This is a genomic window from Paludisphaera soli (genome assembly GCF_011064595.1).
Lineage (GTDB): Bacteria > Planctomycetota > Planctomycetia > Isosphaerales > Isosphaeraceae > Paludisphaera > Paludisphaera soli.
Window position 1 is genome coordinate 270,515 of sequence record NZ_JAALJI010000006.1, and the last position, 23,698, is coordinate 294,212.

Below are 23,698 nucleotides of genomic sequence, written 5' to 3' on the forward strand. Positions count from 1 at the left end.
CGACGCCCCCATCCGACGGAAGCAACCCGTGAAACTCGCCTTCAGCTCCAACGCATACCTGAAGCATCCGTTCGACGAGACCGCGGCGCGGATCGCGGCGGTCGGCTACGAGGGGCTCGAACTCCTGGCCGACGTCCCCCACGCCTGGCCGGCGGGGCTCCTGGAGGGGCCCAAGCGGGCCATCCGCGAGGCGATGGCGAAGAACGGACTCGCGTTCTCGAACATCAACGCGTTCATGATGAACGCGGTGGCCGACCACCGCCAGCCGTACTGGCACCCGTCGTTCCTGGAGCCCGACGAGGCGTATCGCCGCGTCCGGATCGACCATACCCGACGAGCCCTCAGCCTCTGCGCCGAGCTGGGCGCGCCCCACATCACCACCGAGCCGGCCGGGCCGATCCCGACGGGGATGTCGCGGGCCCAGGCCGTCGACCTGTTCGTCGAGATCCTCAAGCCCCTGGCCGAGCACGCCGCGAACCTGGGCGTCCTGCTCCTGATCGAGCCCGAGCCCGAGCTGCTGCTGGAGCGGACCGATCAGTACGTCGAGATCCACGAACGCGTGGACTCCCCGGCGCTCGGGCTGAACTTCGACGTGGGCCACGCCTTCTGCATGAGCGAGGACCTGCCGAGGGCCATCGCCGCGCTCGCCCCCCTCACCCGGCACTACCACCTGGAGGACATCGCCGCCACGCGGGTCCACCACCACATGATCCCCGGCGACGGCGTCATCGATTTCGCCGAGGTCGTCTCCGCGATCAAGGCCACCGGCTACGACGGCTGGCTGACGGTCGAGCTGTATCCGTTCCAGGACGACCCCGACGTCGCGGCGAAGCGGGCGTACGACGTCCTCAAGCCGCTGGTCGGATGAGGATTTCCATCAGGCCGGTCCTGCAACTCGTCCGGCTCCCGAACGTCTTCACCGCCGCGGCCGACAGCCTCGCCGGCTGGCTGCTGGTGGGCAGGGCCCTCGACGACCTCGCCGGCTGGACGCCGCTGGCCGCGGCGTCGATGTCGCTTTATGCGGCGGGCATGGCGCTCAACGACTGGTTCGACCTCGAAGTCGACCGCGCGGAGCGTCCCGACCGGCCCTTGCCCTCGGGGAAGGTCGCCGTGGGCGTCGCCGGCGCGATCGGCTGGGGGGGGCTGGCGCTCGGGCTGCTGCTGGCGGCCGTGGCCGGCGGCCTCGCCTCGCCGACGTTCGCCGTGGCCGTCGCGCTGGCGACGGCGATCGTCGGGTATAACGCGGGGCTCAAGCACACGGCGCTCGGCCCCTGGTCGATGGGCTCGTGCCGGGCGCTCAACATGCTGCTGGGCATGTCGGTCGCGGCCTCCCTGGGGGGGCCGATCGCCTGGACGGCGGCGGCGGCGTTCGGGGCGTTCGTGGCCGGCGTGACCTGGATCAGCCGTTCCGAGGCCCGCGGCGGCGAGACCCGGAACCTGTGCGTCGGCCTGGCGATCCAGGACCTGGCGCTGCTGGCGCTGGCCGCCGTGACGCTCGCCCCCAGGCGATTCCCCGAGTTCCACTTCGAACCCACGATCCGTCTGGAGGGCCTCCCCGTCCTGGCCCTGGTCGCCCTGGCGGTCAACGCGGCGGCCTGGCGGGCGATCCGCGAGCCCTCGCCGGCGCTCACCCGACGAGCCGTGAAGACGGGCGTGCTGGCCCTGGTCTGGCTGGACGTCGCGCTCGTCGCCTCGATCCGCGGGCCGATCCCGGCGCTGGCCGTCGCGGCGCTCTGGGTCCCGGCTTTCCTCCTGGCCCGCCGGCTCTACGCCACCTAAATCGTCGCGAAGGGACGCCCGATGCTCCTGGGTTACAACACCAACGGCCTGGCCCACCACCGCCTGACCGACGCCCTCCGGCTCATGGCCGAGGAAGGCTACAAGAGCGCGGCGATCACCCTCGACGCCGCCGCGCTCGACCCGTTCGAGGATCCCGCGACCCTCGCCCGCCAGGCGTCCGCCGTCCGCCGCCTCCTCGAAGACCTGGGGATGGCCCGGGTGGTGGAGACCGGCGCCCGCTACCTGCTCAATCCCCGGACGAAGCACGACCCGACGCTGATGGACCCCGACCCGGTCCGACGCGCCCTCCGCGTCGACTTCCTCCGCCGGTCGATCGACCTGGCCGTGCTCCTGGACGCCGACGCGGTCTCGTTCTGGTCCGGGATCCTCCGCGACGGCTCGCCCGAGGACGCGGCGATGGACCGCCTCGCCGCGGCGCTCAGGCCGGTGGTCGAGCACGCCGAGGCCAACGGCGTGCGGCTGGCGTTCGAGCCCGAGCCGGGCATGTTCATCGACACCTTCGCCCGCTTCGCGAAGCTCGACGAACGCATCAAGCATCCGCTGTTCGACCTGACCGTGGACGTCGGGCACGTCCACTGCGTCGAGGCCGGGCCGGTCGCCGATTTCATCCGCGCGTGGGGACCGAGGATCGCCAACGTGCACATCGAGGACATGGTCGCGGGAGTCCACGAGCACCTGATGTTCGGCGAGGGGACGATGGACTTCCCGCCCATTTTGGAGGCCTTCCGCGAGGTCGGCTATGCCGGCGGCCTGCACGTCGAGCTGAGCCGCCACAGCCCGATGGGCGCGGACGCCCTCCGCCAGGCCCGGGAGTTCCTCGCCCCCCTGCTCCGGGCCTGATCGGCGGGCCGCTCGGGCTTCGTCAGGGGGCCGCCATCATGCCCGGCCCCCCCGCGGGGCTTCGCGGGGGCGAGGCGGGCATCCTGGCGAGGCCCTGGATCGCCTGGACGGCCGCCGCGGCGTCCCTGCGGACTTCGGGGCGGGGGTCGGTCTCGGCCAGGCGTTTCAGGGCGGGCTCGGCCGATCGCGCCGGCTCGCCGATGTGGCCGAGCGCGCGGACCCCGTCGAGTCGGACGTCCGGTTCGACGTGATCGAGCAGGGTCGCGAAGGTCGGCACGGCCGGGGCGACCACGTCGAGCAAGGCCGGGTCGCGGTCGGCGTGGGTCGCCAGGCTCGCCAGCGCGGCCAGCACGGCGGCGCGGGGCTCGGGGTCCTTCGTGCGCTCCAGCTCCTTGAGGAGCGCCGCGGCGGCCTCGGGCCGACGGGTCGGCGCGGCGCCCAGGCGTTCGACGGCCAGTTCGCGAAGCTCGGGATCGGACTCCGAGGGCTCGGCCAGCACCGCGAGGAACGGGTCGAGCGCCGGGCCGACGGCCTCGCGGTCGGCGTCGTCGCGGGAGATCGCGGCGAAGGCGAGGATCCGGCCCAGCACGGCGAACACGGCCCCTCGCTCGGCCGGGGTCGTGATCGATTTCGAGGCGTCGACCAGGGCCGGCGTCGCGGAGCTGAGGACCTCGCGGAGCCTGGGCAGGTCGTCGCGGAGCGTCCGCATCTCGGCCGAGGCCGAGACCTTCTCGAACCGCTCGTCCAGGGCCGCGACCGCCACGCCGGCGTTCCCGCCCCTGAGCGCCTGGATCAGCGCGTCGGCGGCGGTCGGGCTCCGGAAGAGCCGCGCGACGAGCGCGTCGGCCGCGGCCCGGCCCGAGCCCTCGGGATCGGCGAGGTTCTTCGCGAGCGCCTGGATCGCGGCCTCATCGTTCGGCAGCCCTTCGTACTTCGCCGCCGTCGCGCGGACGCCGGGATCGGCGTCGTGCAGCGCGGCGACGTGGGCCGCGACGACCGGCGCGTCGCCGGGGGCGACGGCCTCCAGGGCCGTCAGGAGCGTCGAGCGCATCGCCGAATCGGGCTCCGAGGCGAGTCGGTCGAGCATCGCCTGCTCGGCCGGCCGGGCGACCGGGCCGAGCCCTCCCAGGGCGTGCGCGGTCGCGGAACGGACGCCGGGATCGGGGTCGCCGAGGGCGTCGATCAGGGTCGGCACGGCCGATCCGGCGCGCCAGCCGAGCCTCCCCAGCGCCGAGGCCGCCGCCGCGCGGTCCTCCGGCTTCTCGGATTTCAGGCCGTCGAGGCTGGCGATCGAGGCTATCGCCCGGTCGACGGCGGATCGAGCCTCGGCGTCCTTCTCGCGGTCGGCCAGCGCCCGGAGGCCCGGGAGCGCCCCGGCGGCCTCCGGGCCAAGCGCGGCCAGGATCTCCAGCAGGTCGCGGCGCAGCGCCGGGTCGTCCGCCTCGAGCGCCTTCGCCAGCCCGGGCGTCACCTCGCCCCAGGCCTTTCGGAGCGCCGGGGGGGCGCCCGCGTTGCGGAGGCCGTCCTGGAGGATCGACGCGGCCTTGCGGCGGATCCCCGGGACGGGGCTCGCCAGCCGTCGCCCCATGGCCTCGATCCAGCGCCCCTCCCAGTTGAGGTCGTCGTCGCGGCCCCCCCGCCCGCTCGCGTCGCGATAGCGGGCGAAGGTCTGGGCGAGCTCCCACTGGTCCATCGCGTGGAGTCGCAGCTCGGCCTCGTCCTTCTCGTCCTCGATCCGCGCCAGGACGGCGTCCAGGGCCGCCTTCGCCGGGCCGAGCAACGCGGGGTTGCCGGACTTCTCGTACGTCGCGACGATTCGGCAGAGGACCGTGACCGCCTCGCGGCGGCCGGCCGCGCCGGGGGCCTCGGCCACACGGCCAAGCTCGCCGACCGCCGCTTCGTAACGCGGGGTTAGCCGATCGGCCGGGACCGAGGAGTCCGCGCGCTCCAGGATGAGCTGGGCGAGGTTCATCCCCACGCCCTCCCGCGAGCGCTCGTCGGCGCGGAGCGCGGCGCGGCAGAGGGCGGGGACCGTGCGGTCGTCGGCCATGCCGATCTGGGCCAGCTTGGCGGTCGTCTCCAGGAGCACCTGGGCGTCTGGGTCGTCGACCGCCGCCACGAGCGCCGGGACCGTGGCGGCGTATTCCGGCCGGAGCAGGCTGATCGCCTTCTTGCGGACCGCGGCGCTCGGATCCTTGACGGCCGCCTCGGCGAGGGGGCCGACGATCCGCTCGTCGCCGCCGCTGAACGAGTCGAGGGCGTCGACGGCCGCCGAGCGAAGCTCTTCGGGGCCCTCCGGGGCGAGGGCCGCGCTCAGCGCCTCGATCAAGGCGTCCGCGTCGATGGGGAGCGAGGATTCCCCCTTGCCCCGCGTGCCGAACCGGCCGAGGCTGCGGACCGCCTCCGCGCGGACGGCCGGGTCGGGGTCGTCGAGGGCGGCCATCAAGGCCGGCGTCGACGCCGGGTCCTTCGCCGCGGCCAGGAGCGCCGCGGCGTTGCGACGGACTCCCGGCTCGGGGTCGTCCTTGAGCAGCACGGCCGCCCGCGAGGCCGCCGGCCGGGCCGCCTCGCCGAAGCCGGCGAGCGAGGCCAGCGCGTCGCCCCGCACCTCCTCGTCGGCGTCGTCGAGCGCGGCGATCAGCGCCGGGACGACCTTGTCCGGCTCGGACGTGTCCCGCCCCAGCTCCGAGGCCGCGTCCCTCCGCGCGGCCGGCCAGGCCCCCTTCAGGCGGGCGATGCGGCCCTCGACGGTGTCGTCGGGCCAGAGGACGTCCCGGAGTACGTACGAGCCGACGCCCACGGCGACGCCCAGGACCGCCAGGGCGAACGCGCCGCGACCCGCTTTGGACCATCTCATCGTCTGGATCGCTCCCGATGCGGCCGCGCGGAGGGCCGGCGGCGAGGTGACGCGCCCGTCGGCGTGGGGACGCGGCGAGGCGAGACGCCCCGGCGACCACGGCCCCGGCTCGCGGGACGTCTGGGATCGTCATGAGAGGACATCGGCAACTATCGGCCCTGGGGGGGGCGTTGGCAAGGGCCTGCCGGGCCGTTCTGGGCGGGGGCGGGGCGGGCGCGGAGGGGGCGCGGACCGCCCTCTCGACGACGAATTCGTTCGGTGAACGTGTTTTTATGATTCCTCGGCAGCCTCTTGTCGAGGCCCCCGGGAGTCTGGTATCTCTTTCATGAGTCCTTCATGGGACCAGCGGCCGACGATCGACCGCGCGAGCGATCCCCCCCGACCCGGGCGGGATCGATCTTCGCGGGACGTCTGGGCGCCTCGTCCCCGGGGGATCCTCCTCTCTCTTAAGTGGCGAACGGAATCGAATCGCGCCTCGTTATTTTTTTTCGCGGTTCTCGAAAGCGTTTCGACCTGACCTCGCGCGACCATCGCCCCGGCTCCCGCCCTCCTCCCCGAGGGCAGCCCGGAGATCCGCGCACCCGCACGACGGCCGACCGCGAGGACGTCGTCGTCGCGGCCTCCATTCGACGATTGAACGTCCGGATTCGGGAACGAATTCGTCGGCGAGCCCGCTTCCCGGCGGAGCGTCGGCGCCCCCGCGGCCGCACCTAGGCCGCGGGCCGGGCGGTGATCCGATCCTTCGTCCTTCCTTCGTACCGCAACGCGTTTCCGGAGATGTGTCGTCATGAGCACGTTCCAGACCAGGTCGGTGGCCCTGCGTCGGGCCTTCACGCTGATCGAGCTGCTGGTGGTGATCGCCATCATCGCCGTCCTCATCGCCCTGCTGCTGCCGGCCGTGCAGTCGGCCCGCGAGGCCGCCCGCCGATCCCAGTGCGTCAACAACCTGAAGCAGATCGCCCTCGCCTGCCACAACTACGAGTCGTCCCAGGGCTGCTTCCCGATGGGGAACCGCTACATCGACGTGTATTCCTACGCGGCCCCGTCCACGGCCTGCTCCGGGAGCAGCTGGTTCGGCTACTCGGCGTTCGCCTTCACGCTGCCGTTCCTCGAGGGGGGCAACCAGTACGCCGCGATCAACTTCGACTTCGTGGTGAACTCGGTGCGGAACACGACGGCCTTCCGGTCCAAGGTCGCCGCTTTCGTCTGCCCGTCCGACCAGGAGTCGCCGGCCCCGCCGTCGAACTTCTTCTTCTCGTCGCACTGCTCCTACGCCATGAGCCGCGGCACGCTGGAGAACGTCTACTGCAACGCGGCGGTCTCCGCGTTCCCCGACCCGGGCGCCGAGAACCCGTCGCACTGCAACGCCGTGCTGGGCAACGGCATGTTCGGGGCCGAGGCGGTCGTCCGGATCGCCGGCGTGACCGACGGCACCAGCAACACCGCCCTCTTCGGCGAGGCCTCGCGGTTCCCCGGCGACACGGCCCAGATGTACCACACCTGGCACCACGTCTCCGTCACCAACTTCACGTCGAACTACGGATCCAGCTACGGCGGCGACTACCGGCCTCGCGGCGGCAAGTTCACCTACCCCCGGCTCAACTCGCCCCCGGACAAGACCGGCGCGATCACGGCCTCGATCTGGGGCGTCTGCGGCTCGGGCGCCGGCATCCCGGCCGACTGGCTCCAGAACTGCCCGCAGGCCCTGACGCTCGGCCAGTGGGCCTTCCAGAGCCTCCATCCCGGCGGGGCCAACTTCGCCTTCGCCGACGGCTCGGTGCGGTTCGTCAAGAACTCGACCTCCGACGCCACCTACCAGGCCCTTGGCACCCGCGCCGGCGGCGAGGTGATCAGCTCGGATTCCTACTGATCGATCGATCGAACGACGTTCGGTTCGGACGTTCTTCCAGGGCCGGGCGCGGCGCGTCGACGCCCGCCCGGCCGCCTCGCCCGACTCTCGGAGACGACATGAAGACCCGCTACCACCTCGCCTGCATCCCCCTGGCGGCCGTCATCGCCCTGGCCTCCGGCTGCTCCGAAGGCAACGAGCCCGCCCCCGGGCCGACGGTCGTCGAGACGAAGCCCCCGGAGAAGCCCAGCAAGAGAAGGCCCAAGGACATGAAGGAGCTGTCCGCGCCCGGGACCGGCGTCGTCGAGTGACGCCCCCCCGCGGCCCTTCCCCGTCCTCCACGACCGGCCCGGCGGCGCCTCGCGCCCCGGGCCGGCTCGCATGATCCTTCAAGCGGACGCGGTTTCGAACCGGGCCGCGAACCGCCGGCTCTGGGAGAAGAACTCCAGCGGGTTGTCGTGCACGACCTTGCGGATGAGGGCCTCGTCGTGGCCCCGCCGGGCCATCTCGAAGATGAACTCCGGCACCGCCAGGGGGTCGCTGTGGCCCCAGTCGCCGGCCGAGTTGACCATCACCCGCTCGGTCCCGTACATCTCCACCATGTCGGCGGCCCGCGCCGGGGTGCACTTGGAGATCGGGTAGAGGGTCATCCCGACCCAGTGGCCGGCGTCGAGGGCCGGCCGGATGGTGTGCTCCTCCACGTGGTCGATGCAGACCCGCTCGGAGCGGAGGCGGCCGTCCCCCTTGACCATGTCGAGGATCATCCGCGTCCCCTGGTACTTGTCGGCCAGGTGGGGCGTATGCACCAGGACCAGCTCGTCGGTCCTCGCGGCCAGGTCGAGGTGGTCGAGGAAGACCGTCGCCTCGTTCTTCGTGTTCTTGTTGAGCCCGATCTCGCCGATCCCGATCACGCCCGGGTTGTCCAGGAACTCGGGGATCATGGCGATGACCTCGCGCGAGAGCGCGACGTTCTCCGCCTCCTTGGCGTTGATGCAGAGCCAGCAATAGTGCTTGATCCCGTACGCCGACGCGCGCCGGGCCTCGAAGTCCACCAGCTGCCGGAAGTAGTCCCGGAACCCCTCCACCCCCGAGCGGTCGAACCCCGCCCAGAACGCCGGCTCCGAGACCATCACGCACCCCGCCAGCGCCATCCGCTTGTAGTCGTCGGTGGTGCGCGAAACCATGTGGATGTGCGGGTCGATGTAGTTCATGGCTCACCAGGACCTGGGGGATCGATGCGAATCGACTTCTGCGTCATTCTACCCGGATTCTCGGGCGATCCGCTCGACTTCCTCGTCGTGGACGTCTCCGCCCGCCGCCCGCCGCGACCGGATCGGCTCGCACGCTCGCCTCTCTGCGTATCCTGGGCCGAGGCAAATCCTGCTGCCTCAGACGTTCGAAACGACGAAGGGCCGCCAGGATCCGATGGTCCCGGCGGCCCTGCCCTGATGGCGACGATCCGGTGATTCGATCAGGCGGCGAGGCGGGCCTTGCGGCGGGCGAGGGCGAGGACGGCCAGGCCGCCGAGGCCCATCATGGCGACCGAGGCGGGCTCGGGCACGGCGCCGATGCTGGCGATGTCGCGGAGGCCGACGGTCCGGAAGCCGTCGATCTTGGAGACCGAGCCGGTCAGGCTGATGTCGTACCACTCGCCGGTGTTGAAGCTGTGGCCGACCAGGGCGGTGCCGTTGGCCACCAGGGCGATCTGGAGCAGCGGGGCCTGGGCGTTCAGGACGGTGTAACCGGTGGGCGAGCCGCCGCTGAGGCTCACCGCGAAGAGGCCCTGGGTGGACGAGCCGTAGAGGGTGCCGTCGGCGGCGATGGCGATGTCGCCGAAGCCGAAGCTCGTGGCCGACCCGCCGTCGAAGTTGGCGAACGTTGTGACGCCGGTGATCGCCGGCGTGGCGCCCGAGAAGTCGATGTCCACCCGGTACAGGGCGTCGCTGTTGTTCCGGACGTACCAGTAGGCGCCGTCGTAGAACGAGGCGTCCGAGGAGAGCCCCGGCAGGGCCAGGTTCGACGGGTTGGCGACCGTCGAGAGCGAGCCCCCCGCGATGTCGTAGGATCGCAGCGTCCCGCCCTCGTTGTTGCGGAAGACCAGATGGTTCCCCGTGGCGTCCAGGGCCACGCCGTTCGAGGCCCCGCTCAGGGGGGTGTCGAAGAGGACCGACGAGGTCTGCGTCGCCAGGTCGACCCGAATCAAGTTGTTGGCGTTGTCGATCCCATAAACGACGTCGGCCGAGGCCGCGCCGCCCATCACGCCCATGCCCATCACCGTCGCCGCCAGGCCCTTCACCATACGTCGCAACATATTCGGTTTCTTCCTCGTGTTCCGGGTGCATTCCGGGCCCGGGTCGAGTCTCCCGCCGCCTCGACTCTCCGGCCCGGAGGCACTGTAGGCGGACGCCCCGGCCGGGAGAATGCTTGGGTGCACAAGGACGACGTCCGATGCTTCTCGGACACCGATCCCGACGTCATTCGGTGATCGGCGGCGACGCGGGGCCTCGCCTGAATCGCGCAGTCCACAGGTGTCGATGAGATTCCGGGACCGCGCGGCCGGTCCGGGATCGGGGGCCGTAGGGGGCGACCGGCCGGCCGGGCCTGGTCTGTCGCGGTCGAAACGCGCGGGGTCGAGAGCGACGCGACGGCGGGGGAAAATGATTGACAGGGGTGCGGGGGGCGATACCATGGAAAGACGTAGCCCCACCCGCGTCGTCCCTGTCGAGACGCACTGGCCTCTGGGCGGAGCCGATCTGTCGGCCCCCATCAACGCGGCGGCGTCCCGTGTGCGAACCTCCCCCGGCCTTCCGCCCCCCGCGGACCGTCTCCCGGACTCGACCCGTCGGCGCGCCCCGCGCGGCCGAGGCGTCGCCCATTTCCCGCGAACATCGGGCGAGGCGCGATGATCGGATTCCGCGAACTGGTGCTGATCGCGATGGTCTTCCTGGCGCTCTACGGGCGCTCCGGAGTCCTCAAGAGCGAGCGCGCCCAGACCGTGCTCCCCTGGATCACCCCGGTCCGCCGGGGGCCCCGTCGGCGCACGCCCCCCTCCCCCGTCGCGTCCGTGCGCAAGCGGGTCGTCGGGGCCTCGCTGACCCGGGGGGGCCGCCTTTTCTGGTTCCTGACCATCCTCGCGGCCACGGCCGTCGCCGCCTGGATCGTCACCCGGACCCTGATCACCAGCGACGTCTCCCCCTGAACCACGCCCGGCCTTGACACCATCGGACCGACACGAACGAACGAACCGACCGAACGACTGAGGACCCAGCCATGCCCTTCGCCTTCCTGCCGAACCTCGGCACCACCGAGCTCGTGATCGTGGCGTTCGTCTCCCTGCTGATGTTCGGCAACCGCCTGCCCAGCGTGATGCGCTCGCTCGGCAAGAGCGTCACCGAGTTCAAGAAGGGCGTCGCCGGGATCGAGGACGAGCTCGACGAGGCCGTCAACGCCGACAAGAAGATCACCCCGCCGGCCCCCTGACTCCGGCCGGGCGGACGACCTTCACGACGCGACCGACGACGCCAGAAACGGAGCCTGCCGCATGCTTCCCAATCTCGGGCCGATGGAGATGATGATCGTGATGGGGCTGGCCGTCTTGCTGTTCGGCAAGCGGCTCCCCGAAGTGGGCCGCTCGCTGGGCAAGGGGATCGTCGAGTTCAAGAAGGGGCTCAACGACGTCACAAGCGTCCTCGACGAGCCCTCGTCGGCGATCTCCAACTACACGTCGCCCTACCAGGCGCCTCGGCCCTCCTCGACCTACGACGCCCCCCGCGCGACGCCCGCCGCCGACGAGGCCGTCCCCAAGTTTGAGATCCCCGGCGCGGTCTCCACGACCGCCGCCGTCGAGACCCCCAGGACGGCCGATTGAACCCAGTCCCGGCGGGAAGCCTCGATCAGAGGAACTCGCCGCTGCGCCGCCTGGCCTCGTCGCGACGGGCCAGGCGGATCGCCTGCCTCGCCCGCGCCTCCTCGTCGCGGACGCGGTCGGCCTCGGTGAGGGTCAAAAGCGGGGGGACCTCGTGGGGCCGCTTCCCCTCGTCGTCGAGCGCGACGTAGAGGGCGTATCCCGAGCCCACCATGCGGCGGCCGGGATGCTGGAGCGCCTCGGCGTGGATCTCGATCCGGGTCTCGATCGACGTCCGGCCCGCGTAGGTCACCTCGGCGACGATCTCCACCCGCTCGCCCACGTAGACCGGGCCCAGGAACGTCATCGAGTCCATCGCCGCCGTCGTCACCTGCCCCCGGCCCACGTGCCGCAGCGCCGACACCGCGCCGCACTCGTCGGCCATCCGCAGCATGACCCCGCCGTGCAGGGTGCCGAACGGGTTCGCCTGCCCCGGCACCGTCAGGATCGCCAGGCTCACTCGGGAGTCGGCCGCCGCCCGGGGGGCCATCGGGTCTTCGTTTCGGGTAACGTCCATCGTCACTTTGGATCCTTCGGCCTGGCGGGACATCCTCTCCCGACGACATGCTTGATCACCATTCGGGTTGGCGTCGCCTTCCTACTATACTGATTGCGGTACGGACGGCATTGCGGCGGGACCTCGATCCTGCCTGGAACCGGGGAGTGCAGGCCGATGGCCCGATCTCGCAAGAAATCTCCGGTCCAGCCGACTTGCCCCAATGCGAGCGAGCGGCCCGACAAGCTGGCCTGGCACCGGCGCTACCGCCGCGCCGTCAGATGGATGTTGCGACTTGGCGGTGGCGAAGCGCTGCACGGCACCCTCCACCGTCGGTTCAGCAATCCCTGGTCGATGTCCAAGGACGGCAAAGTTTGGCGATCGAACCTCGCGCCCCGACTGTTGCGGAAATGAGGCCCGTCGGGCTGGCATACCTTCGTCGTATCCCCTGAAGCTGGCTTCCGAAGATTCGAGAGATCCTTTATGTCGGTCGCCCCTGCTTCCCGAGACGCCACGCCCACGGGGCCCGAGTATGAGGGGCCGACGACGGTCTCCACGTTCACGATCGCCGGTCGGACGATCCGCCTGGCCCGGCCGGTCGAGCCCGACCGGCTTCTGGACGACCCGGCCGTGCACGACTGGAACCGTCGCGACGACTACATGCCCTACTGGGCGTATCTCTGGCCCGGCGCGGGGATGCTGGCCGAGGCCGTCCTGTCGCGCTGGGGGGGCGTCGCCCCCGGCGAGGACGAGGTCCTGGAGCTGGGCTGCGGGCTCGGCCTGGGGGGGCTCGCCGCGATGGCGCTGGGCTTCCGCGTCCGGTTCAGCGACTACGACCCCGCCGCCTTCGGCTTCATCCGGCGGAGCGTCGCCGAGAACGGCTTCCCCGCCGACCGCGCGGCCTTGATGCTCCTGGACTGGCGCGAGCCCCCCTCCGAACGCTTCCCGCGCATCGTCGCCGCCGACGTGCTCTATGAGAAGCGGCTCGTCCCGCTCGTCGCCGACGTCCTCGCGAAGATGCTCGCCCCCGGCGGCGAGGCCCTGATCGCGACCCCCTACCGGGTCTCGGCGGAGACTTTCCCGGAGGAAGCGGCGGGGCGGGGTTTGATCGTCGAGTCCGAGGCGGCCTGGACGCTCGACGAGGCCGGCGAGCGCCGGCCGGGGACGATCTACCGGGTCGTCCGCGAGGGGGGCTGAGACGGACGACGCTCAAGTCGAGGCCCCCGGGGCGACGATCTTCGTCGGGGGCTTGCGCGAAGCGGCGCGGCCCGCGCCCCGACCGCATCCCAACGCCAAGGGTCTCGCGCACGATCATCGACGACTACAACCGCGGCTACCAGGCGGGCACGACCGGCTGGTACACGGGCCCGCCGAGGTCCGCCGCCGAGATGGTCGGGCGCTGGAACGCCGGGGCCGACCGCCAACGCTGGCAGCAACCCGCCTCGTCCGGGTCCTCCGGGGTCGGCGGGGATTCGATCGGATGGCCCGTCTGGGCGGGGCTGATCGGCGCGGTCGTCGGCGGGATGTGGAGCCAGTCCTGGATCGTGGCGATCGCGTCGGCGGCGGCCGGCTTCGCCTGGACGCTCGTCGTGATCGCCCTCATCGGCCTGCTCCGGGCCCTGACCTGGGTGTTCCGCGGGCTTCCCGTCATGAAGCTCGTCGCCGGTGGCGTCTCCTGCGGGCTGACCGTCTGGGCCCTCCTGGAGGGGTTCGCCCGCGGTCAGACGGTGGTCGGGTCGATGGGCGCGGCCGCGGGGGGAGCCTTCGCCGCGCTCGGGCTCGGGCTGGCGGCGTGCCTCCTGCTGGCCCCCCTCCGGGCGCTCGCGCGGCTGCGATGAGCGGGGCGGATCACTCGCGGTTCGACCGGGCCGTGCCGATGAAGTCGGCGACGGCGGCGACGCCGGTCTCGTCGAGAGCGCGGGCGATCCCGTCGAGGACGTCCTCGGCGGCGGCGGGGTTGTAGAAGCTCGCGGTGCCGACCTGGACGGCCGAGGCCCCGGCGACGAGGAACTCCAGCGCGTCGTCGGCGTCGGCGATCCCGCCGACGGCGATGATGGGGAGCGTCGGCAGGGCGCGGGCGACGTCCCAGACGATCCGCAGGGCGATCGGCTTGATCGCCGGGCCGCTGAGTCCGCCGACGTCGTTGGCCAGGATCGGCCGCCTGCGGCGCCAGTCGACGGCCATCCCGCGCACCGTGTTGATGAGCGAGACGGCGTCGGCCCCGGCCTCGGCGGCGGCGGCGGCGATCGCCACGACGTCGGTCACGTTGGGGGTGAGCTTGGCGATCACCGGCAGCGGGCAGGCCTCGCGGACCCGTCGCACGAGTCGGCCGACGGCCGCCGCGTCGATCCCCAGGTCGAGCCCGTGGCTGACGTTCGGGCAGGAGACGTTCAGCTCGACCGCCGCCAGGCCGGGCTCGTCGCCGAGCGACGCGGCCATCGCCACGAACTGATCCTCGTCCTCGCCGGCGATGTTGGCGATCACGGCCGTCCCGGTGGTGCGGAGGTACGGCAGGTGGTGCTCGCGGAAGTGGTCGATGCCGTCGTTGTCCAGGCCGATGGCGTTGAGCAACCCGGCGCGGGTCTCGACGGTCCGGGGCGTGGGGTTGCCCGCCCGGGGGCGGTGGGTGACCGTCTTGGGGACCACGCCGCCCAGGCGTTCGAGGCGGACGAAGCCCGCCATCTCGCGGACGTAGCCGAAGGTCCCCGACGCCGTCAGGACCGGGTTCTTGAGCGACAACCGCCCCAGCTTCACGCGCAGATCGACCACCGCTCGCAGACTCCTCTCGACGATCCATCCCGATCGGTCCGGAGGGACCGACGGCGGGGCGCGACGGCCGCGCCGGGCCCCCATCATCGCCTTTTCGGGCCGTCGCCGCCACGGCATCGGGCGCGTCTCCGCTTCCGATTGTCAACGCTGGATCCGGTCGAGATGAAAAGTCGACGAATATCCGGGAGACTTCTCGTCATGTCCGTGCTCCCTTGGTAGGTTGGTCCCATACCCCTCGAAGGCGAGGGGCAAATCCGTCCTCTCCCATAAGTGCTCGGTCCGTTCTCCATTCAGGAGTCGCCGTCTCATGTCCAGGACTTCGAAGGCGCGCGCGTTCACGCTGATCGAATTGCTCGTGGTGATCGCCATCATTGCGGTTTTGATCGCCCTCCTCCTCCCGGCCGTCCAGGCGGCCCGCGAGGCCGCCCGTCGCGCGCAGTGCACGAACAACCTGAAGCAACTCGGGCTGGCGATGCATAATTACATGTCGTCGACCAACGCCTTCCCGACCGGCAACATCCGGCGGATGGGCGTCCCGATGATGCCCGGGGCGGGCAACTGCGGCAGGAACATCTTCAACAACTGCCAGAACACGCCGTGGTTCTGCCTGATGCTGCCGTACATCGAGCAGGGGAATCTCTCGAACTCCTACAACTTCATGGTCGGGGCCGAGGGCCCGATGACGCCGCTGCCGCTGGGCTTCGCCGTCAACTCGACGGTCTCCTCGACGAAGATGAGCACGTTCCAGTGCCCCAGCGACCGCAACAACATCTTCCAGATCACGCCCGCGTACCAGGGCGGGGCCTTGAGCGCCAACACCTTCTCGAAGGGCAACTACGCGGTGAACTGGGGCAACCTGCACTGGGCCCAGGACGACCAGGCGGCGGCCGCGCCGATGATCGACCCGGCGACCGGCGTGCTGCCGACGTTCCAGAAGGGGGCCTTCGGCTTCTTCACGATCGGCGTGGAGGGGGTGACCGACGGGACCAGCAACACGGTCTTCGCCGCCGAGATCCTCCAGGGCGCGCAGTACGACGTCCGGGGCATGATGTGGTCGACCCTGCCGGGCGGCGCCTCGTACCAGGCCCGACTGGCGCCGAACAACCCGACCGACTTCTACCGGTCGGGCCTGACCGGCGACTTCCTCAACCAGGTGATCTTCTGCGTCTCCGAGCCCGCGCAGGGCCTCCCCTGCACCGGCGGCGCCGGCGACCGGCTCGCCTACGCCGGGGCCCGCAGCCGCCACGCCGGCGGGGTCAACGCCCTGATGGGCGACGGCTCCTGCCGGTTCGTCAAGAACAGCGTGAGCATGCCGGTCTGGCTCGGCCTCAACACCATCGCCGGCGGCGAGGTCATCAGCGCCGACTCGTACTGAGCACGAGTCGCGGCGTCGGCCCCTGGCGCGATCAGTGCCAGGTGCCGGCGTCGGGGTTGGCCACCCAGGCCAGCACGGTCGACGCGATCGAATCCAGGGGGACGACGTACTTGGCCGCCCCCCGGCGGATCGCCTCGCGAGGCATGCCGAAGACGATGCAGGAGGCCTCGTTCTGGGCGATCGTGAGGGCCCCGGCCTCGCGCATCTCCAGCAGGCCGCCGGCGCCGTCGTCGCCCATGCCGGTCATGATCACGCCGGCGGCGGCCGGCCCGGCGGCCTGCGCGGCCGACCGGAAGAGGACCTCGACGCTCGGCCGATGCAGGCAGACCGGCGGGCCCTCCAGCAGCTCCACGCGATAGCCCGAGCCGTGCCGCTTGACCGCGCCGTGCGCGGCGCCGCCGGGGATGATCAACGCCCGCCCCGGCCGCACCGGCTCGTGATGCCGCGCCTCGACGACCTCCAGCTTGATCCGGGCGTCGTTGTTCAGCCGCTCGGCGAAGGCGCCGGTGAAGTCGGCGGGCATGTGCTGCACCACCACCAGGCCCGGCGCGTTGGCCGGGAACCCCGCCAGCAGGGCCTGGATGGCCTGCACGCCCCCGGTGCTCACCCCCACGACGACCAGGGGGTCGCTGGTCGTCCCCCTCGGCGTGTAGGGGACGTAGGGGAGGACGACGTCGGCCGAGTGCCGCGAGTCGGCGGGGCCCGTCGCCCGCTCCTCGCGCAGGGGGAGCTTGCCGGCGCGGGCCGCGTTGCGGATGCTCTCCAGCAGGTTGGCCGACCATTCCGGCAGCCGCGAGGCGTCCAGCCAGTTGGGCTTGGCGATGACCTCGATGGCGCCCATCTCCAGCGCCGTGACCGCCCGCTCGGCGACCGACGTGCAGAGGACCACGGGCATGGGGTGCTGCTTCATCAGCTTGCGCAGGAACGTCAGGCCGTCCATGCGGGGCATCTCGACGTCCAGCACGATCACGCCGGGGACCGACCGGCTGAGCATCCCCACGGCCTCGTAGGGGTCGGCCGCGAGGGTCACGCGGAAGCGGTGGTCGGACTCGATGATCGCCTTCAGGCGCTGGCGGATCACGGCGCTGTCGTCCACCACCATCACCTCGATGGCCGAGTGATGGGCGGGCGGGACCGGCGGCTGGGAGCGGTCGCGCAGGGCCATGGGGGGTCAATCCTCTTTCTGGAAGATCGACGGCGATTGCTTGCGGAACATCGCCGGGACCGAGGGGAGGATCTCGCCGTTGCCCATGATCAGCCACCCGCCGGGCCGGATGTGCTGGGCGAGCCGGTTCAAGAGCACCTGCCGCTCGTCGTCCGAGAAGTAGATCGAGACGTTGCGGCAGAAGACCATGTGGAAGTCGGAGGGGATCGACCAGGGGCTGGTCCGCAGGTCGATGTGCCGGAACTTCACCAGGTCGCGGATCTCCGGGACGATCCGGAACGAGCCCTCGCGAGGCCCCCGGCCCAGCAGGAAGAACCGCCGCAGCCGCGCCTGGGAGACCCCCTGGACGTCGCGCGCCGTGTAGATCGCCCCGGCGGCCACCTTGAGCATCTCCAGCGAGAGGTCGCTCCCCCAGATGTCGATCCGCGAGAGGCTGTGCTGCGGCAGCGCCTCGGCCAGCGCCATGGCCATGCTGTAGGGCTCCTGGCCCGACGAGCAGCCGGCCGACCAGATCCGCACCGGGCCGTTCGGCGACTCCCGCAGCCACTGCGTGACCTTCTCGATCAGGAACGTGAAGTGGGCCGGCTCGCGGAAGAACGAGGTGTGGTTGACCGTGCTCAGGTCGATCAGGAGCTGGGCGCCCCAGCCCGTCGGGTCGGGCCGCAGCGCCTGGTCGTAGAACTGGGTGAAGCTGGCGATCCCCCGCGCCTGCAGCCGCGACCGCAACCGGGCCTGGAGCAGCCCCATGCGGTGCGTCTCCAGGCTGATGCCGATCTGGCTGCGGAGGAACCCGATGACCCCGCCGAAATCCTTCTCGGACCACGGTTCGGGATCATTCGAGGGCGAGGGTGGCAGCATGCCCGACGACGCCACGTTAGACTCCCTCGCCGTTTATCGAGGCCAAAACCGAGAACACACGGTCCACGTCGAGTACGAGCAAGAAGGCGTCCTGGTGACGGATCAGCCCCCGGACGAACGGGGTGGTCTTGCCGAGGCCCAGCTGCGGCGACGGCTGCACCTGCTCGGGCGAGAACTCCAGCACGTCGGAGACCCGGTCCACCAGCAGCCCCGTCACCTCCGAGTCGTTCCCCGCCTCGGTCTCCACGATCAGCACGCTCGGGGCGCGGGCCGGCTTGGCGTCGACGGGGAGGCCGAACGGGATCCTCAGATCATACACCGGCACGACGTGTCCGCGAAGGTTGATCACCCCCAGCAGGCACCGCGACGCCCCCGGGACCTCGGTGATCGCCAGCACGTCCAGCACCTCCTGGACGCGCAGGACCTCCAGCGCGTAGCCCTCGCCCCCCAGGCGGAAGACGACGTACGACTGGGCGCGGTCCCGGTCTCGGTCCCGTTCGGCGGCGTCGTCGGCGGTCAGGTCGATCATCCGCGGAGGCCCTTCAAACGATCGCCCCGCCGGGCCCGCGCGGGGTGACCGGCGGCCTCGACCGGGAGGCGTGGGGATCGGAGCGAGGTCGGATCGACGCGGCGGTCGGCCCGACCCTCGCCTCTTCAGAATCGCTCGAAATTGTCGTCGTCGTCAAGGTTGACCACCACCCCGCCCCGGGGCGGCGGGACCACGCCGGTCGGCGAGGATCCGGCCCCGTGGCCCGCCGCGGGCGGCGGGCCGGCGGACTGGCCGTGGCCGCGCCCCGATTGCTCGTGGCCGTGGCCGTGGGACGAGCCGTGGCCGTGCGACGGGCCGTGGCCGCCCCCGGGCCCGTTGCCGCCGTCGTGGTGGCGGTCCCCCCCGAGCGCGGCCGGCGTCCGGTGCGTCGCGTGCGGGTGCGACCCCCCTCGCGGCCTGTACTCCAGCCCCCGGCCCGGCGAGGGGGCGGCCGGGGGGGCGTAGGCCCCGGCGTCCAGGCGGAAGAAGTCGACCTCCCGCTGGAGGCTCGTGGACTGCAACGCCAGGTCGGTCGAGGTCGCCGCCAGCTCGTGGCTGGCCGCCGCGTTCTGCGAGACCACGTCCTCCAGCTGCTTCACGCCGATGTTGATCTCGCGGATCGCGTTCATCTGCTCCTGGCTCGCCGCCGCGATCTCCGAGATCAGCTCGGACGTGTCCCGGATCATCGGCACCGTCCGCTCCAAAAGCTGCCCCGCGTTCTCGGCGACGGCCACGCTTTTCTTGGCCAGGTCGCTGATCTGCTGGGCGGCCGCCTGACTCCGCTCGGCCAGCTTCTTGACCTCGCCGGCCACCACGGCGAACCCCCGGCCGTGCGGGCCCGCCCGGGCGGCCTCGATGGCCGCGTTCAGGGAGAGCAGGTTCGTCTGGTAGGCGATGTCCTCGACGATCAGGATCTTCTGGGTGATCTCCCGCATCGCGGCGACGGTCTCGTGCACCGCCTCGCCCCCGCGCCCGGCCTGGGCGCTCGCCTCGTTGGCGGTCCGGGCGGTGTCTCGGGCGTGCTGGGCGTTGCGGGCGACCGAGCCGTCGACCGACTGCAGGCTGCTGCCGATCTCCTGGAGCGTCGCCGCCTGCTGGTGGGCCCCCTGCGCGAGCTGCTGGGCCGACGAGTTCAGCTCGTTGCTCGCCGTCGAGACCGACGCGGTCGTGTTGCGGATCTGGCCCACGACCTCCGACAGCTTGACCACCACCGCGTCGGTCAGCCCCGCCAGCTCCCCCATCTCGTCGGAGCGGACGATCCCGGTGCGGTTGTAGAGGTGGCCTTCCTTCAGGTCCTCGGTGACGTGGATGATCTGGAGCAAAGGCTTGATGAACCAGCGGCCGAACAGGAAGCCCAGGAGGATCGTGAGCGGGATGATGGCACCCAGCAGCATCAGGATCTTGCTCTGGGAGTCGTAGATCGTCTCGTACGCATTCTTGCGGGGGACGGCCACGAGCACCGCGTAGCCGTGCTTGGCCTCGGCCGGGGCGGGCGTCGCCAGCCGGATCGAGGCGAAGCCCACGACTTCGGGCTCCAGGTAGGTCTCGCCGGCGACGGCCTCGACGTGGTCGTTGCCGATCGCGTTCTGGGCCCGGTTGACGACCTGCTCGTATCGCGACGGCAGCCGGTCCGACTTGTCCTCGAACTTGCCGTCCGGGCCGCGATGGTTGATCAGCACGGTGTTCTGCGGGTCGACGACCATCACCTGGGTGTTGGCCAGCTCGAACCGCGAGACGACCTCGGCGATCGCGTTCTGGATCATCCGCCGGGCGGCCTCGTCGAGGTTCCACTCCGGCAGCGCCATCCCCGCTTCCTCGGGGGCCGTGGCGGTGACCGGCTTGGTCTTCTGGTTGGTCAGGGCGGCGGTGTGGATCTTGTCGCTGATCGCGGCCGCGGCGGTCTGGATGATCAGGTCTTGCTTGCGCTTGAACTGGTCGTCGGCCAGGTAGGCGGTCGCCGCGACGATCCCCGCCGGGATCAGGCCGAAGGCCACCAGCGCCAGGGTGACTTTCTTCCGCAGGGTCAATCTCATCGGACGGTCTCCGCCCTCACGCCGGCCGTCGGCGTGCTTCGTAGGTTGTTCTCGGCGATCCGCGATTCCGATACGAGCGCCGCCAGGTCCAGGATCAGGGAGACCGAGCCGTCCCCCAGGATGGTCGCGCCGGAGAACCGGCCGAGCCCGTGGAGCCCCTCGCCGAGCGACTGGATGACGGCCTGGACCCGGCCGCTGAGGCGGTCCACGGCCACCCCCACGCGCTGGCCCGAGTGCCGGGTCAGCAGCAGCTCCTGGCGGGCGGGGGGCGTCCCCTCGATCCCGAACAGCCGTCGCAGCGAGATGGTCGGCACCAGCTCCCCGCGGACGGTCACGCAGGGCCGGCCGGCGGAGAGGGCCGTCTGGATCCCCCCGAGCGCCACGCATTCCTCGACCTGCGCCAGCGGCACGACGTAGCGGCCGCCGCCGGTCTCGATCAGGAGGCCGTCGATCAGGGCCAGGGTCAGCGGCAGCCGGAAGATGAACGCCGTGCCTTTGCCCGGCGAGCTCTCCACGGCCAGGCTGCCGCGCAGGGCCCGCACGGAGTCGCGGACGACGTCCAGCCCCACGCCCCGGCCCGACATGTCGCTGACCTGGTCGCGGGTGGAGAAGCCGGGCTCGAAGATCAGGCCGACCACGCGGGGGTCGTCGGCCGGCGTGCCGGGGGGGATCAGGCCGCGCTCGACCCCCTTGCGGACGATCCGGTCGCGATCCAGGCCGCGGCCGTCGTCCTCGACCTTCAGCGCCACCCGGTCCCCCTCGTGGCCGGCCGTGAGCGTGATCCGCCCGACCCGGGGCTTGCCGGCGGCGAGCCGCTCCTCGGGGGTCTCCAGCGCGTGGTCGACGGCGTTGCGGATCAGGTGGATCATCGGGTCGCCCAGGCGTTCGATGATCGTGCGGTCGAGCTTGGTCTCCTGGCCGACGATCCGCAGCTCGATCTCCTTGCCCGAGCGGTCGGCCTGGTCGCGGACGAACCGGGGGAACCGCGAGAACAGCTCGTCCACCGGGACCATGCGGAGGTCCAGCGTGGTGTCGCGGATCTCGCGGCTGACCCGCAGGAGCGATTCCAGCGTGGCGCCCCAGGGGGCCGCGCTGCGGACCTCCCGGAGGCCTTGCAGGTTGTCGGAGATCACCGCCAGCTCGCCGGCCAGGCCGACCAGGTCGTCGAGCTGCTGGGCGTCGACGCGGATCCGGCCGTGGGTGCGGGCCGTCGGCGCGGCCGCGGCGGTCGCGGGCCGTTTCGCCCCGTTGGTCGCCGCGGCGCCGTCGGCGGCGGCCGGTGCCGTAGCCGACGCGGGCGGCCCGTCCGACGAGGCGGGGGGCGGGGGCCGATGCGCGGAGACCGGGGTGGGGGGCGAGGAGACCGGCGTCCCCCTCGGCAGCTTCAGCAGCGGCGTCTCCACCGGCTCGAAGCCGCCGTCGGCGAGCCGACGCTCCACGCCGATCGCGCCGTCCTCGGCCACGAACAGGAAGACGTCGTCCAGCCGTTCGGGCTCGACCTCGGTCCGGAGGGTGCAGGTCCAGCTCAGGTAGCAGCGCTCGGGGTCGAAGTCGTCCAGGGGGGGGACGGCGTCGGCGTCGGCCCGGACTTCCAGCTCGCCCAGCTCGCGAAGCTCGTCGAAGACCCCCAGCAGGTTGACCCCGCGCTTCAGCACGTCGGGACCCGGCGCGAACCGGATCCGGTAGAGGGGCTTGGCCTCGTCGGGGGCGGACGCCTCGGCGGGCATCGACTTCCGCTCGGCCCCCTTCATCCGGGCGGGGGCCTTGGGCTTGGAGGCACCCTCCCCCGCGGCCTTGCGTCGCGAGCGTTTGGGCTTGGCGGCCTTGGGCTCGGGTTCGGGCGGCGGCTCGGGCGTGACGGGCTCGGGAGGCGGCGGCGTGGGGGCCGTCGGCGCGGGCTTCGGCGGTTCCGGCTTCGTCGGTTCGGGCCTCGGCGCGGCCTTGGCGGCCGACGGCGGCGCGGGGACCGGCGCCGGCGAGGGCGAGGGATGGGCCGGCGGCGCGGCCGGGGGGGGCTCGTCGGGCGGCGGCTTGGGGGTGGAGGGCGAGGTGAGGAGTTCGGCGAGCCGCTGGCTGAGGTGGCCCGAGCCGGGGATCGGCGACGACGCGGCCTCGCCCTCGACCATCGCCGCGAGGTGGTCGCGCGATTCCAGGAGCGTGGTGATGATGTCCGAGTCGACGGCCAGGCTGCCGGTGCGGATCCGTTCGAGGACCGCCTCGATGCCGTGGGTGAACTCGGCGATCGCCCCCAGGCCGACCATCGCCGCGGCCCCCTTGAGGCTGTGCGCGGCGCGGAACGTCTTGTCGAGGTGCGCGCGGTCGCCCTGGCGTCGCTCCAGCTCCATCAGGCCTTCTTCGAGGCTGATGAGAAGCTCGCGCGCCTCCTCGTAGAACATCTCGCGAAATCGATCGTCCGCGCTTCCCAAGGCCGGGTCGCTTCCTGACTACGGAGGAGAACGGCGCGGGTCGCGGCCGCTCGATCGGGTCTCACGACGCGGGACGCTGGGCGGCGGGACGCCCGCCGGCTTCGCCCATCCCGCCCGGCTTCCGGGCGTCGCTCCTTATTGTAAGCGCGCGGCGACCGCGACGCCTCCCGGGAGTGGGCCTTTCCGATCGGGAAGGCCCGAGGGGCCGTCCGGGGGGGCGGTCCATCGCCATCGAACTTTACACGACGGCGCGTCGGGGGGGCGGGCGGAGGCCGGGAAAGCCGGTCGGCCCAACCGGCCGACCCCGCGCAGGCGGCTATTCCGGCAGGACGCGGCGGACCCAGCGGCGGAGGTGCTCGCCGTCGACCGGCTTGACCAGCCAGCCGGTGACCCCCTGCCGGCGGCGGGCGTCGAACTCGCCGGGCTGCTTGCTGGAGAGGACCAGGACGGGGAGGAAGCGATGGGCGGGCAGCTCCCGCACGGCGGCCAGCAGCGCCAGGCCGTCGAGGTTGGGCATCTCCAGGTCGGTCAGGAGCAGGTCGCAGGACGAGTCCTGGAGGTATTGCAGGGCGGCGTCCCCGTCGGCGACGGAGACGACCTTCAGGCCCATCCCGCCGAGCTGCTCGGCGACCCAGCGACGGACCGATCCGCTGTCATCGGCGTGGAGGACGGTCTTGGTCATGGTCTTGATACCGGCGCCCGGCGAGTCCTGCGGGTCGTTCAGACGCGGGCGTCTGGCCGCGGGCGCGGTGAGAGTCTGGGGGGAGGCCCAGTTCATGTTCGCCGCCTTCTGGCTG

Annotated in this window: 23 protein-coding genes; 11 read left to right on the top strand and 12 right to left on the bottom strand. The window is 71.8% G+C overall.

What is annotated here, in order from left to right; translation table 11 throughout:
- Positions 1-28 precede the first annotated feature (28 nt).
- Genes G6O68_RS10785 through G6O68_RS10795 form a run of 3 tightly spaced genes read left to right on the top strand, consistent with a single transcriptional unit; the run spans position 29 to position 2,640 of the window.
- Positions 29-868 (top strand): sugar phosphate isomerase/epimerase family protein, encoded by an 840-nt coding sequence (locus G6O68_RS10785; RefSeq protein WP_165247498.1) that lies wholly within the window; start codon positions 29-31, stop codon positions 866-868.
- Positions 865-1,779: a UbiA family prenyltransferase gene (locus tag G6O68_RS10790; RefSeq protein ID WP_240911116.1), complete on the top strand. Its 915-nt coding sequence runs from the start codon at positions 865-867 to the stop codon at positions 1,777-1,779. Before G6O68_RS10785 ends, G6O68_RS10790 begins: the two co-directional genes overlap by 4 nt.
- Positions 1,780-1,800: 21 nt before the next feature.
- A complete protein-coding gene (locus G6O68_RS10795) occupies positions 1,801-2,640 on the top strand; it encodes a sugar phosphate isomerase/epimerase family protein (RefSeq protein ID WP_165247500.1) in 840 nt (279 codons plus the stop codon).
- Between the two features lie 22 nt (positions 2,641-2,662).
- On the opposite strand, the gene G6O68_RS10800 is transcribed toward G6O68_RS10795, so the two are convergent.
- Positions 2,663-5,497, bottom strand: coding sequence for a HEAT repeat domain-containing protein (locus G6O68_RS10800; protein ID WP_165247502.1), 2,835 nt, complete (start codon positions 5,495-5,497; stop codon positions 2,663-2,665).
- Between the two features lie 787 nt (positions 5,498-6,284).
- Here G6O68_RS10800 and G6O68_RS10805 point away from each other — a divergent pair.
- Positions 6,285-7,367, top strand: coding sequence for a DUF1559 domain-containing protein (locus G6O68_RS10805; protein ID WP_165247598.1), 1,083 nt, complete (start codon positions 6,285-6,287; stop codon positions 7,365-7,367).
- A 98-nt stretch (positions 7,368-7,465) separates the two neighbouring features.
- Positions 7,466-7,657: a hypothetical protein gene (locus tag G6O68_RS10810; protein ID WP_165247504.1), complete on the top strand. Its 192-nt coding sequence runs from the start codon at positions 7,466-7,468 to the stop codon at positions 7,655-7,657.
- A 78-nt stretch (positions 7,658-7,735) separates the two neighbouring features.
- Here the strand turns inward: G6O68_RS10810 and G6O68_RS10815 are convergent, their stop codons facing one another.
- Both G6O68_RS10815 and G6O68_RS10820 read right to left on the bottom strand, forming a co-directional pair.
- Positions 7,736-8,557 (bottom strand): TatD family hydrolase, encoded by an 822-nt coding sequence (locus G6O68_RS10815; RefSeq protein WP_165247506.1) that lies wholly within the window; start codon positions 8,555-8,557, stop codon positions 7,736-7,738.
- A 260-nt stretch (positions 8,558-8,817) separates the two neighbouring features.
- Positions 8,818-9,657: a DUF6923 family protein gene (locus G6O68_RS10820; protein ID WP_165247508.1), complete on the bottom strand. Its 840-nt coding sequence runs from the start codon at positions 9,655-9,657 to the stop codon at positions 8,818-8,820.
- A 591-nt stretch (positions 9,658-10,248) separates the two neighbouring features.
- Here G6O68_RS10820 and G6O68_RS10825 point away from each other — a divergent pair.
- The 3 genes from G6O68_RS10825 (at position 10,249) to G6O68_RS10835 (ending at position 11,214) form a co-directional block, all read left to right on the top strand.
- Complete coding sequence (locus G6O68_RS10825) at positions 10,249-10,545, top strand: hypothetical protein (RefSeq protein ID WP_165247510.1); 297 nt, start codon at positions 10,249-10,251, stop codon at positions 10,543-10,545.
- A gap of 71 nt (positions 10,546-10,616) precedes the next feature.
- Positions 10,617-10,826 (top strand): Sec-independent protein translocase subunit TatA/TatB, encoded by a 210-nt coding sequence (locus G6O68_RS10830; RefSeq protein ID WP_165247512.1) that lies wholly within the window; start codon positions 10,617-10,619, stop codon positions 10,824-10,826.
- A 61-nt stretch (positions 10,827-10,887) separates the two neighbouring features.
- Complete coding sequence (locus G6O68_RS10835) at positions 10,888-11,214, top strand: Sec-independent protein translocase subunit TatA/TatB (RefSeq protein WP_165247514.1); 327 nt, start codon at positions 10,888-10,890, stop codon at positions 11,212-11,214.
- A 25-nt stretch (positions 11,215-11,239) separates the two neighbouring features.
- On the opposite strand, the gene G6O68_RS10840 is transcribed toward G6O68_RS10835, so the two are convergent.
- Positions 11,240-11,767: an acyl-CoA thioesterase gene (locus G6O68_RS10840; RefSeq protein WP_240911117.1), complete on the bottom strand. Its 528-nt coding sequence runs from the start codon at positions 11,765-11,767 to the stop codon at positions 11,240-11,242.
- 462 nt (positions 11,768-12,229) lie between these two features.
- Between G6O68_RS10840 and G6O68_RS10845 the strand changes: the two genes are divergently transcribed.
- Complete coding sequence (locus G6O68_RS10845; protein ID WP_165247516.1) at positions 12,230-12,943, top strand: class I SAM-dependent methyltransferase; 714 nt, start codon at positions 12,230-12,232, stop codon at positions 12,941-12,943.
- A gap of 136 nt (positions 12,944-13,079) precedes the next feature.
- Here the strand turns inward: G6O68_RS10845 and G6O68_RS10850 are convergent, their stop codons facing one another.
- On the bottom strand, positions 13,080-13,349 hold the full coding sequence (locus G6O68_RS10850) for a hypothetical protein (RefSeq protein WP_165247518.1): 270 nt from the start codon (positions 13,347-13,349) through the stop codon (positions 13,080-13,082).
- Between G6O68_RS10850 and G6O68_RS10855 the strand changes: the two genes are divergently transcribed.
- Positions 13,336-13,584 (top strand): hypothetical protein, encoded by a 249-nt coding sequence (locus G6O68_RS10855; RefSeq protein ID WP_165247520.1) that lies wholly within the window; start codon positions 13,336-13,338, stop codon positions 13,582-13,584. The two genes, G6O68_RS10850 and G6O68_RS10855, sit on opposite strands and share 14 nt — an antisense overlap.
- A 10-nt stretch (positions 13,585-13,594) precedes the next feature.
- Here the strand turns inward: G6O68_RS10855 and G6O68_RS10860 are convergent, their stop codons facing one another.
- Positions 13,595-14,515, bottom strand: coding sequence for a dihydroorotate dehydrogenase (locus G6O68_RS10860; protein ID WP_165247522.1), 921 nt, complete (start codon positions 14,513-14,515; stop codon positions 13,595-13,597).
- A 307-nt stretch (positions 14,516-14,822) separates the two neighbouring features.
- Here G6O68_RS10860 and G6O68_RS10865 point away from each other — a divergent pair, with 307 nt between their 5' ends.
- Positions 14,823-15,890 (top strand): DUF1559 family PulG-like putative transporter, encoded by a 1,068-nt coding sequence (locus G6O68_RS10865; RefSeq protein ID WP_165247524.1) that lies wholly within the window; start codon positions 14,823-14,825, stop codon positions 15,888-15,890.
- A gap of 31 nt (positions 15,891-15,921) precedes the next feature.
- Here G6O68_RS10865 and cheB read toward each other — a convergent pair whose 3' ends face one another.
- From cheB to G6O68_RS10895, 6 genes are all read right to left on the bottom strand, one after another.
- Positions 15,922-16,992: a chemotaxis-specific protein-glutamate methyltransferase CheB gene (cheB, locus tag G6O68_RS10870; RefSeq protein ID WP_165247602.1), complete on the bottom strand. Its 1,071-nt coding sequence runs from the start codon at positions 16,990-16,992 to the stop codon at positions 15,922-15,924.
- Between the two features lie 69 nt (positions 16,993-17,061).
- Complete coding sequence (locus G6O68_RS10875) at positions 17,062-17,928, bottom strand: CheR family methyltransferase (protein ID WP_240911118.1); 867 nt, start codon at positions 17,926-17,928, stop codon at positions 17,062-17,064.
- Position 17,929: 1 nt separating this feature from the next.
- Positions 17,930-18,442: a chemotaxis protein CheW gene (locus G6O68_RS10880; protein ID WP_165247526.1), complete on the bottom strand. Its 513-nt coding sequence runs from the start codon at positions 18,440-18,442 to the stop codon at positions 17,930-17,932.
- Between the two features lie 125 nt (positions 18,443-18,567).
- Positions 18,568-20,475: a methyl-accepting chemotaxis protein gene (locus tag G6O68_RS10885; RefSeq protein WP_165247528.1), complete on the bottom strand. Its 1,908-nt coding sequence runs from the start codon at positions 20,473-20,475 to the stop codon at positions 18,568-18,570.
- Positions 20,472-22,871: a chemotaxis protein CheA gene (locus tag G6O68_RS10890; RefSeq protein ID WP_165247530.1), complete on the bottom strand. Its 2,400-nt coding sequence runs from the start codon at positions 22,869-22,871 to the stop codon at positions 20,472-20,474. The genes G6O68_RS10885 and G6O68_RS10890 overlap by 4 nt, the downstream gene beginning before the upstream one ends.
- Before the next feature lie 346 nt (positions 22,872-23,217).
- Positions 23,218-23,679 (bottom strand): response regulator, encoded by a 462-nt coding sequence (locus G6O68_RS10895; protein WP_240911119.1) that lies wholly within the window; start codon positions 23,677-23,679, stop codon positions 23,218-23,220.
- Positions 23,680-23,698 lie beyond the last annotated feature (19 nt).

Excerpts from the sequence above, each read along its gene's own strand:
- G6O68_RS10790 (WP_240911116.1), top strand. The coding sequence starts at position 865 with ATGAGGATTTCCATCAGGCCGGTCCTGCAACTCGTCCGGCTCCCGAAC.
- G6O68_RS10795 (WP_165247500.1), top strand. The coding sequence starts at position 1,801 with ATGCTCCTGGGTTACAACACCAACGGCCTGGCCCACCACCGCCTGACC.
- G6O68_RS10800 (WP_165247502.1), bottom strand. The coding sequence starts at position 5,497 with ATGAGATGGTCCAAAGCGGGTCGCGGCGCGTTCGCCCTGGCGGTCCTG.
- G6O68_RS10805 (WP_165247598.1), top strand. The coding sequence starts at position 6,285 with ATGAGCACGTTCCAGACCAGGTCGGTGGCCCTGCGTCGGGCCTTCACG.
- G6O68_RS10810 (WP_165247504.1), top strand. The coding sequence starts at position 7,466 with ATGAAGACCCGCTACCACCTCGCCTGCATCCCCCTGGCGGCCGTCATC.
- G6O68_RS10815 (WP_165247506.1), bottom strand. The coding sequence starts at position 8,557 with ATGAACTACATCGACCCGCACATCCACATGGTTTCGCGCACCACCGAC.
- G6O68_RS10820 (WP_165247508.1), bottom strand. The coding sequence starts at position 9,657 with ATGTTGCGACGTATGGTGAAGGGCCTGGCGGCGACGGTGATGGGCATG.
- G6O68_RS10825 (WP_165247510.1), top strand. The coding sequence starts at position 10,249 with ATGATCGGATTCCGCGAACTGGTGCTGATCGCGATGGTCTTCCTGGCG.
- G6O68_RS10830 (WP_165247512.1), top strand. The coding sequence starts at position 10,617 with ATGCCCTTCGCCTTCCTGCCGAACCTCGGCACCACCGAGCTCGTGATC.
- G6O68_RS10835 (WP_165247514.1), top strand. The coding sequence starts at position 10,888 with ATGCTTCCCAATCTCGGGCCGATGGAGATGATGATCGTGATGGGGCTG.
- G6O68_RS10840 (WP_240911117.1), bottom strand. The coding sequence starts at position 11,767 with ATGGACGTTACCCGAAACGAAGACCCGATGGCCCCCCGGGCGGCGGCC.
- G6O68_RS10845 (WP_165247516.1), top strand. The coding sequence starts at position 12,230 with ATGTCGGTCGCCCCTGCTTCCCGAGACGCCACGCCCACGGGGCCCGAG.
- G6O68_RS10850 (WP_165247518.1), bottom strand. The coding sequence starts at position 13,349 with ATGAGGGCGATCACGACGAGCGTCCAGGCGAAGCCGGCCGCCGCCGAC.
- G6O68_RS10865 (WP_165247524.1), top strand. The coding sequence starts at position 14,823 with ATGTCCAGGACTTCGAAGGCGCGCGCGTTCACGCTGATCGAATTGCTC.
- cheB (WP_165247602.1), bottom strand. The coding sequence starts at position 16,992 with ATGGTGGTGGACGACAGCGCCGTGATCCGCCAGCGCCTGAAGGCGATC.
- G6O68_RS10880 (WP_165247526.1), bottom strand. The coding sequence starts at position 18,442 with ATGATCGACCTGACCGCCGACGACGCCGCCGAACGGGACCGAGACCGG.
- G6O68_RS10885 (WP_165247528.1), bottom strand. The coding sequence starts at position 20,475 with ATGAGATTGACCCTGCGGAAGAAAGTCACCCTGGCGCTGGTGGCCTTC.
- G6O68_RS10890 (WP_165247530.1), bottom strand. The coding sequence starts at position 22,871 with ATGTTCTACGAGGAGGCGCGCGAGCTTCTCATCAGCCTCGAAGAAGGC.
- G6O68_RS10895 (WP_240911119.1), bottom strand. The coding sequence starts at position 23,679 with ATGAACTGGGCCTCCCCCCAGACTCTCACCGCGCCCGCGGCCAGACGC.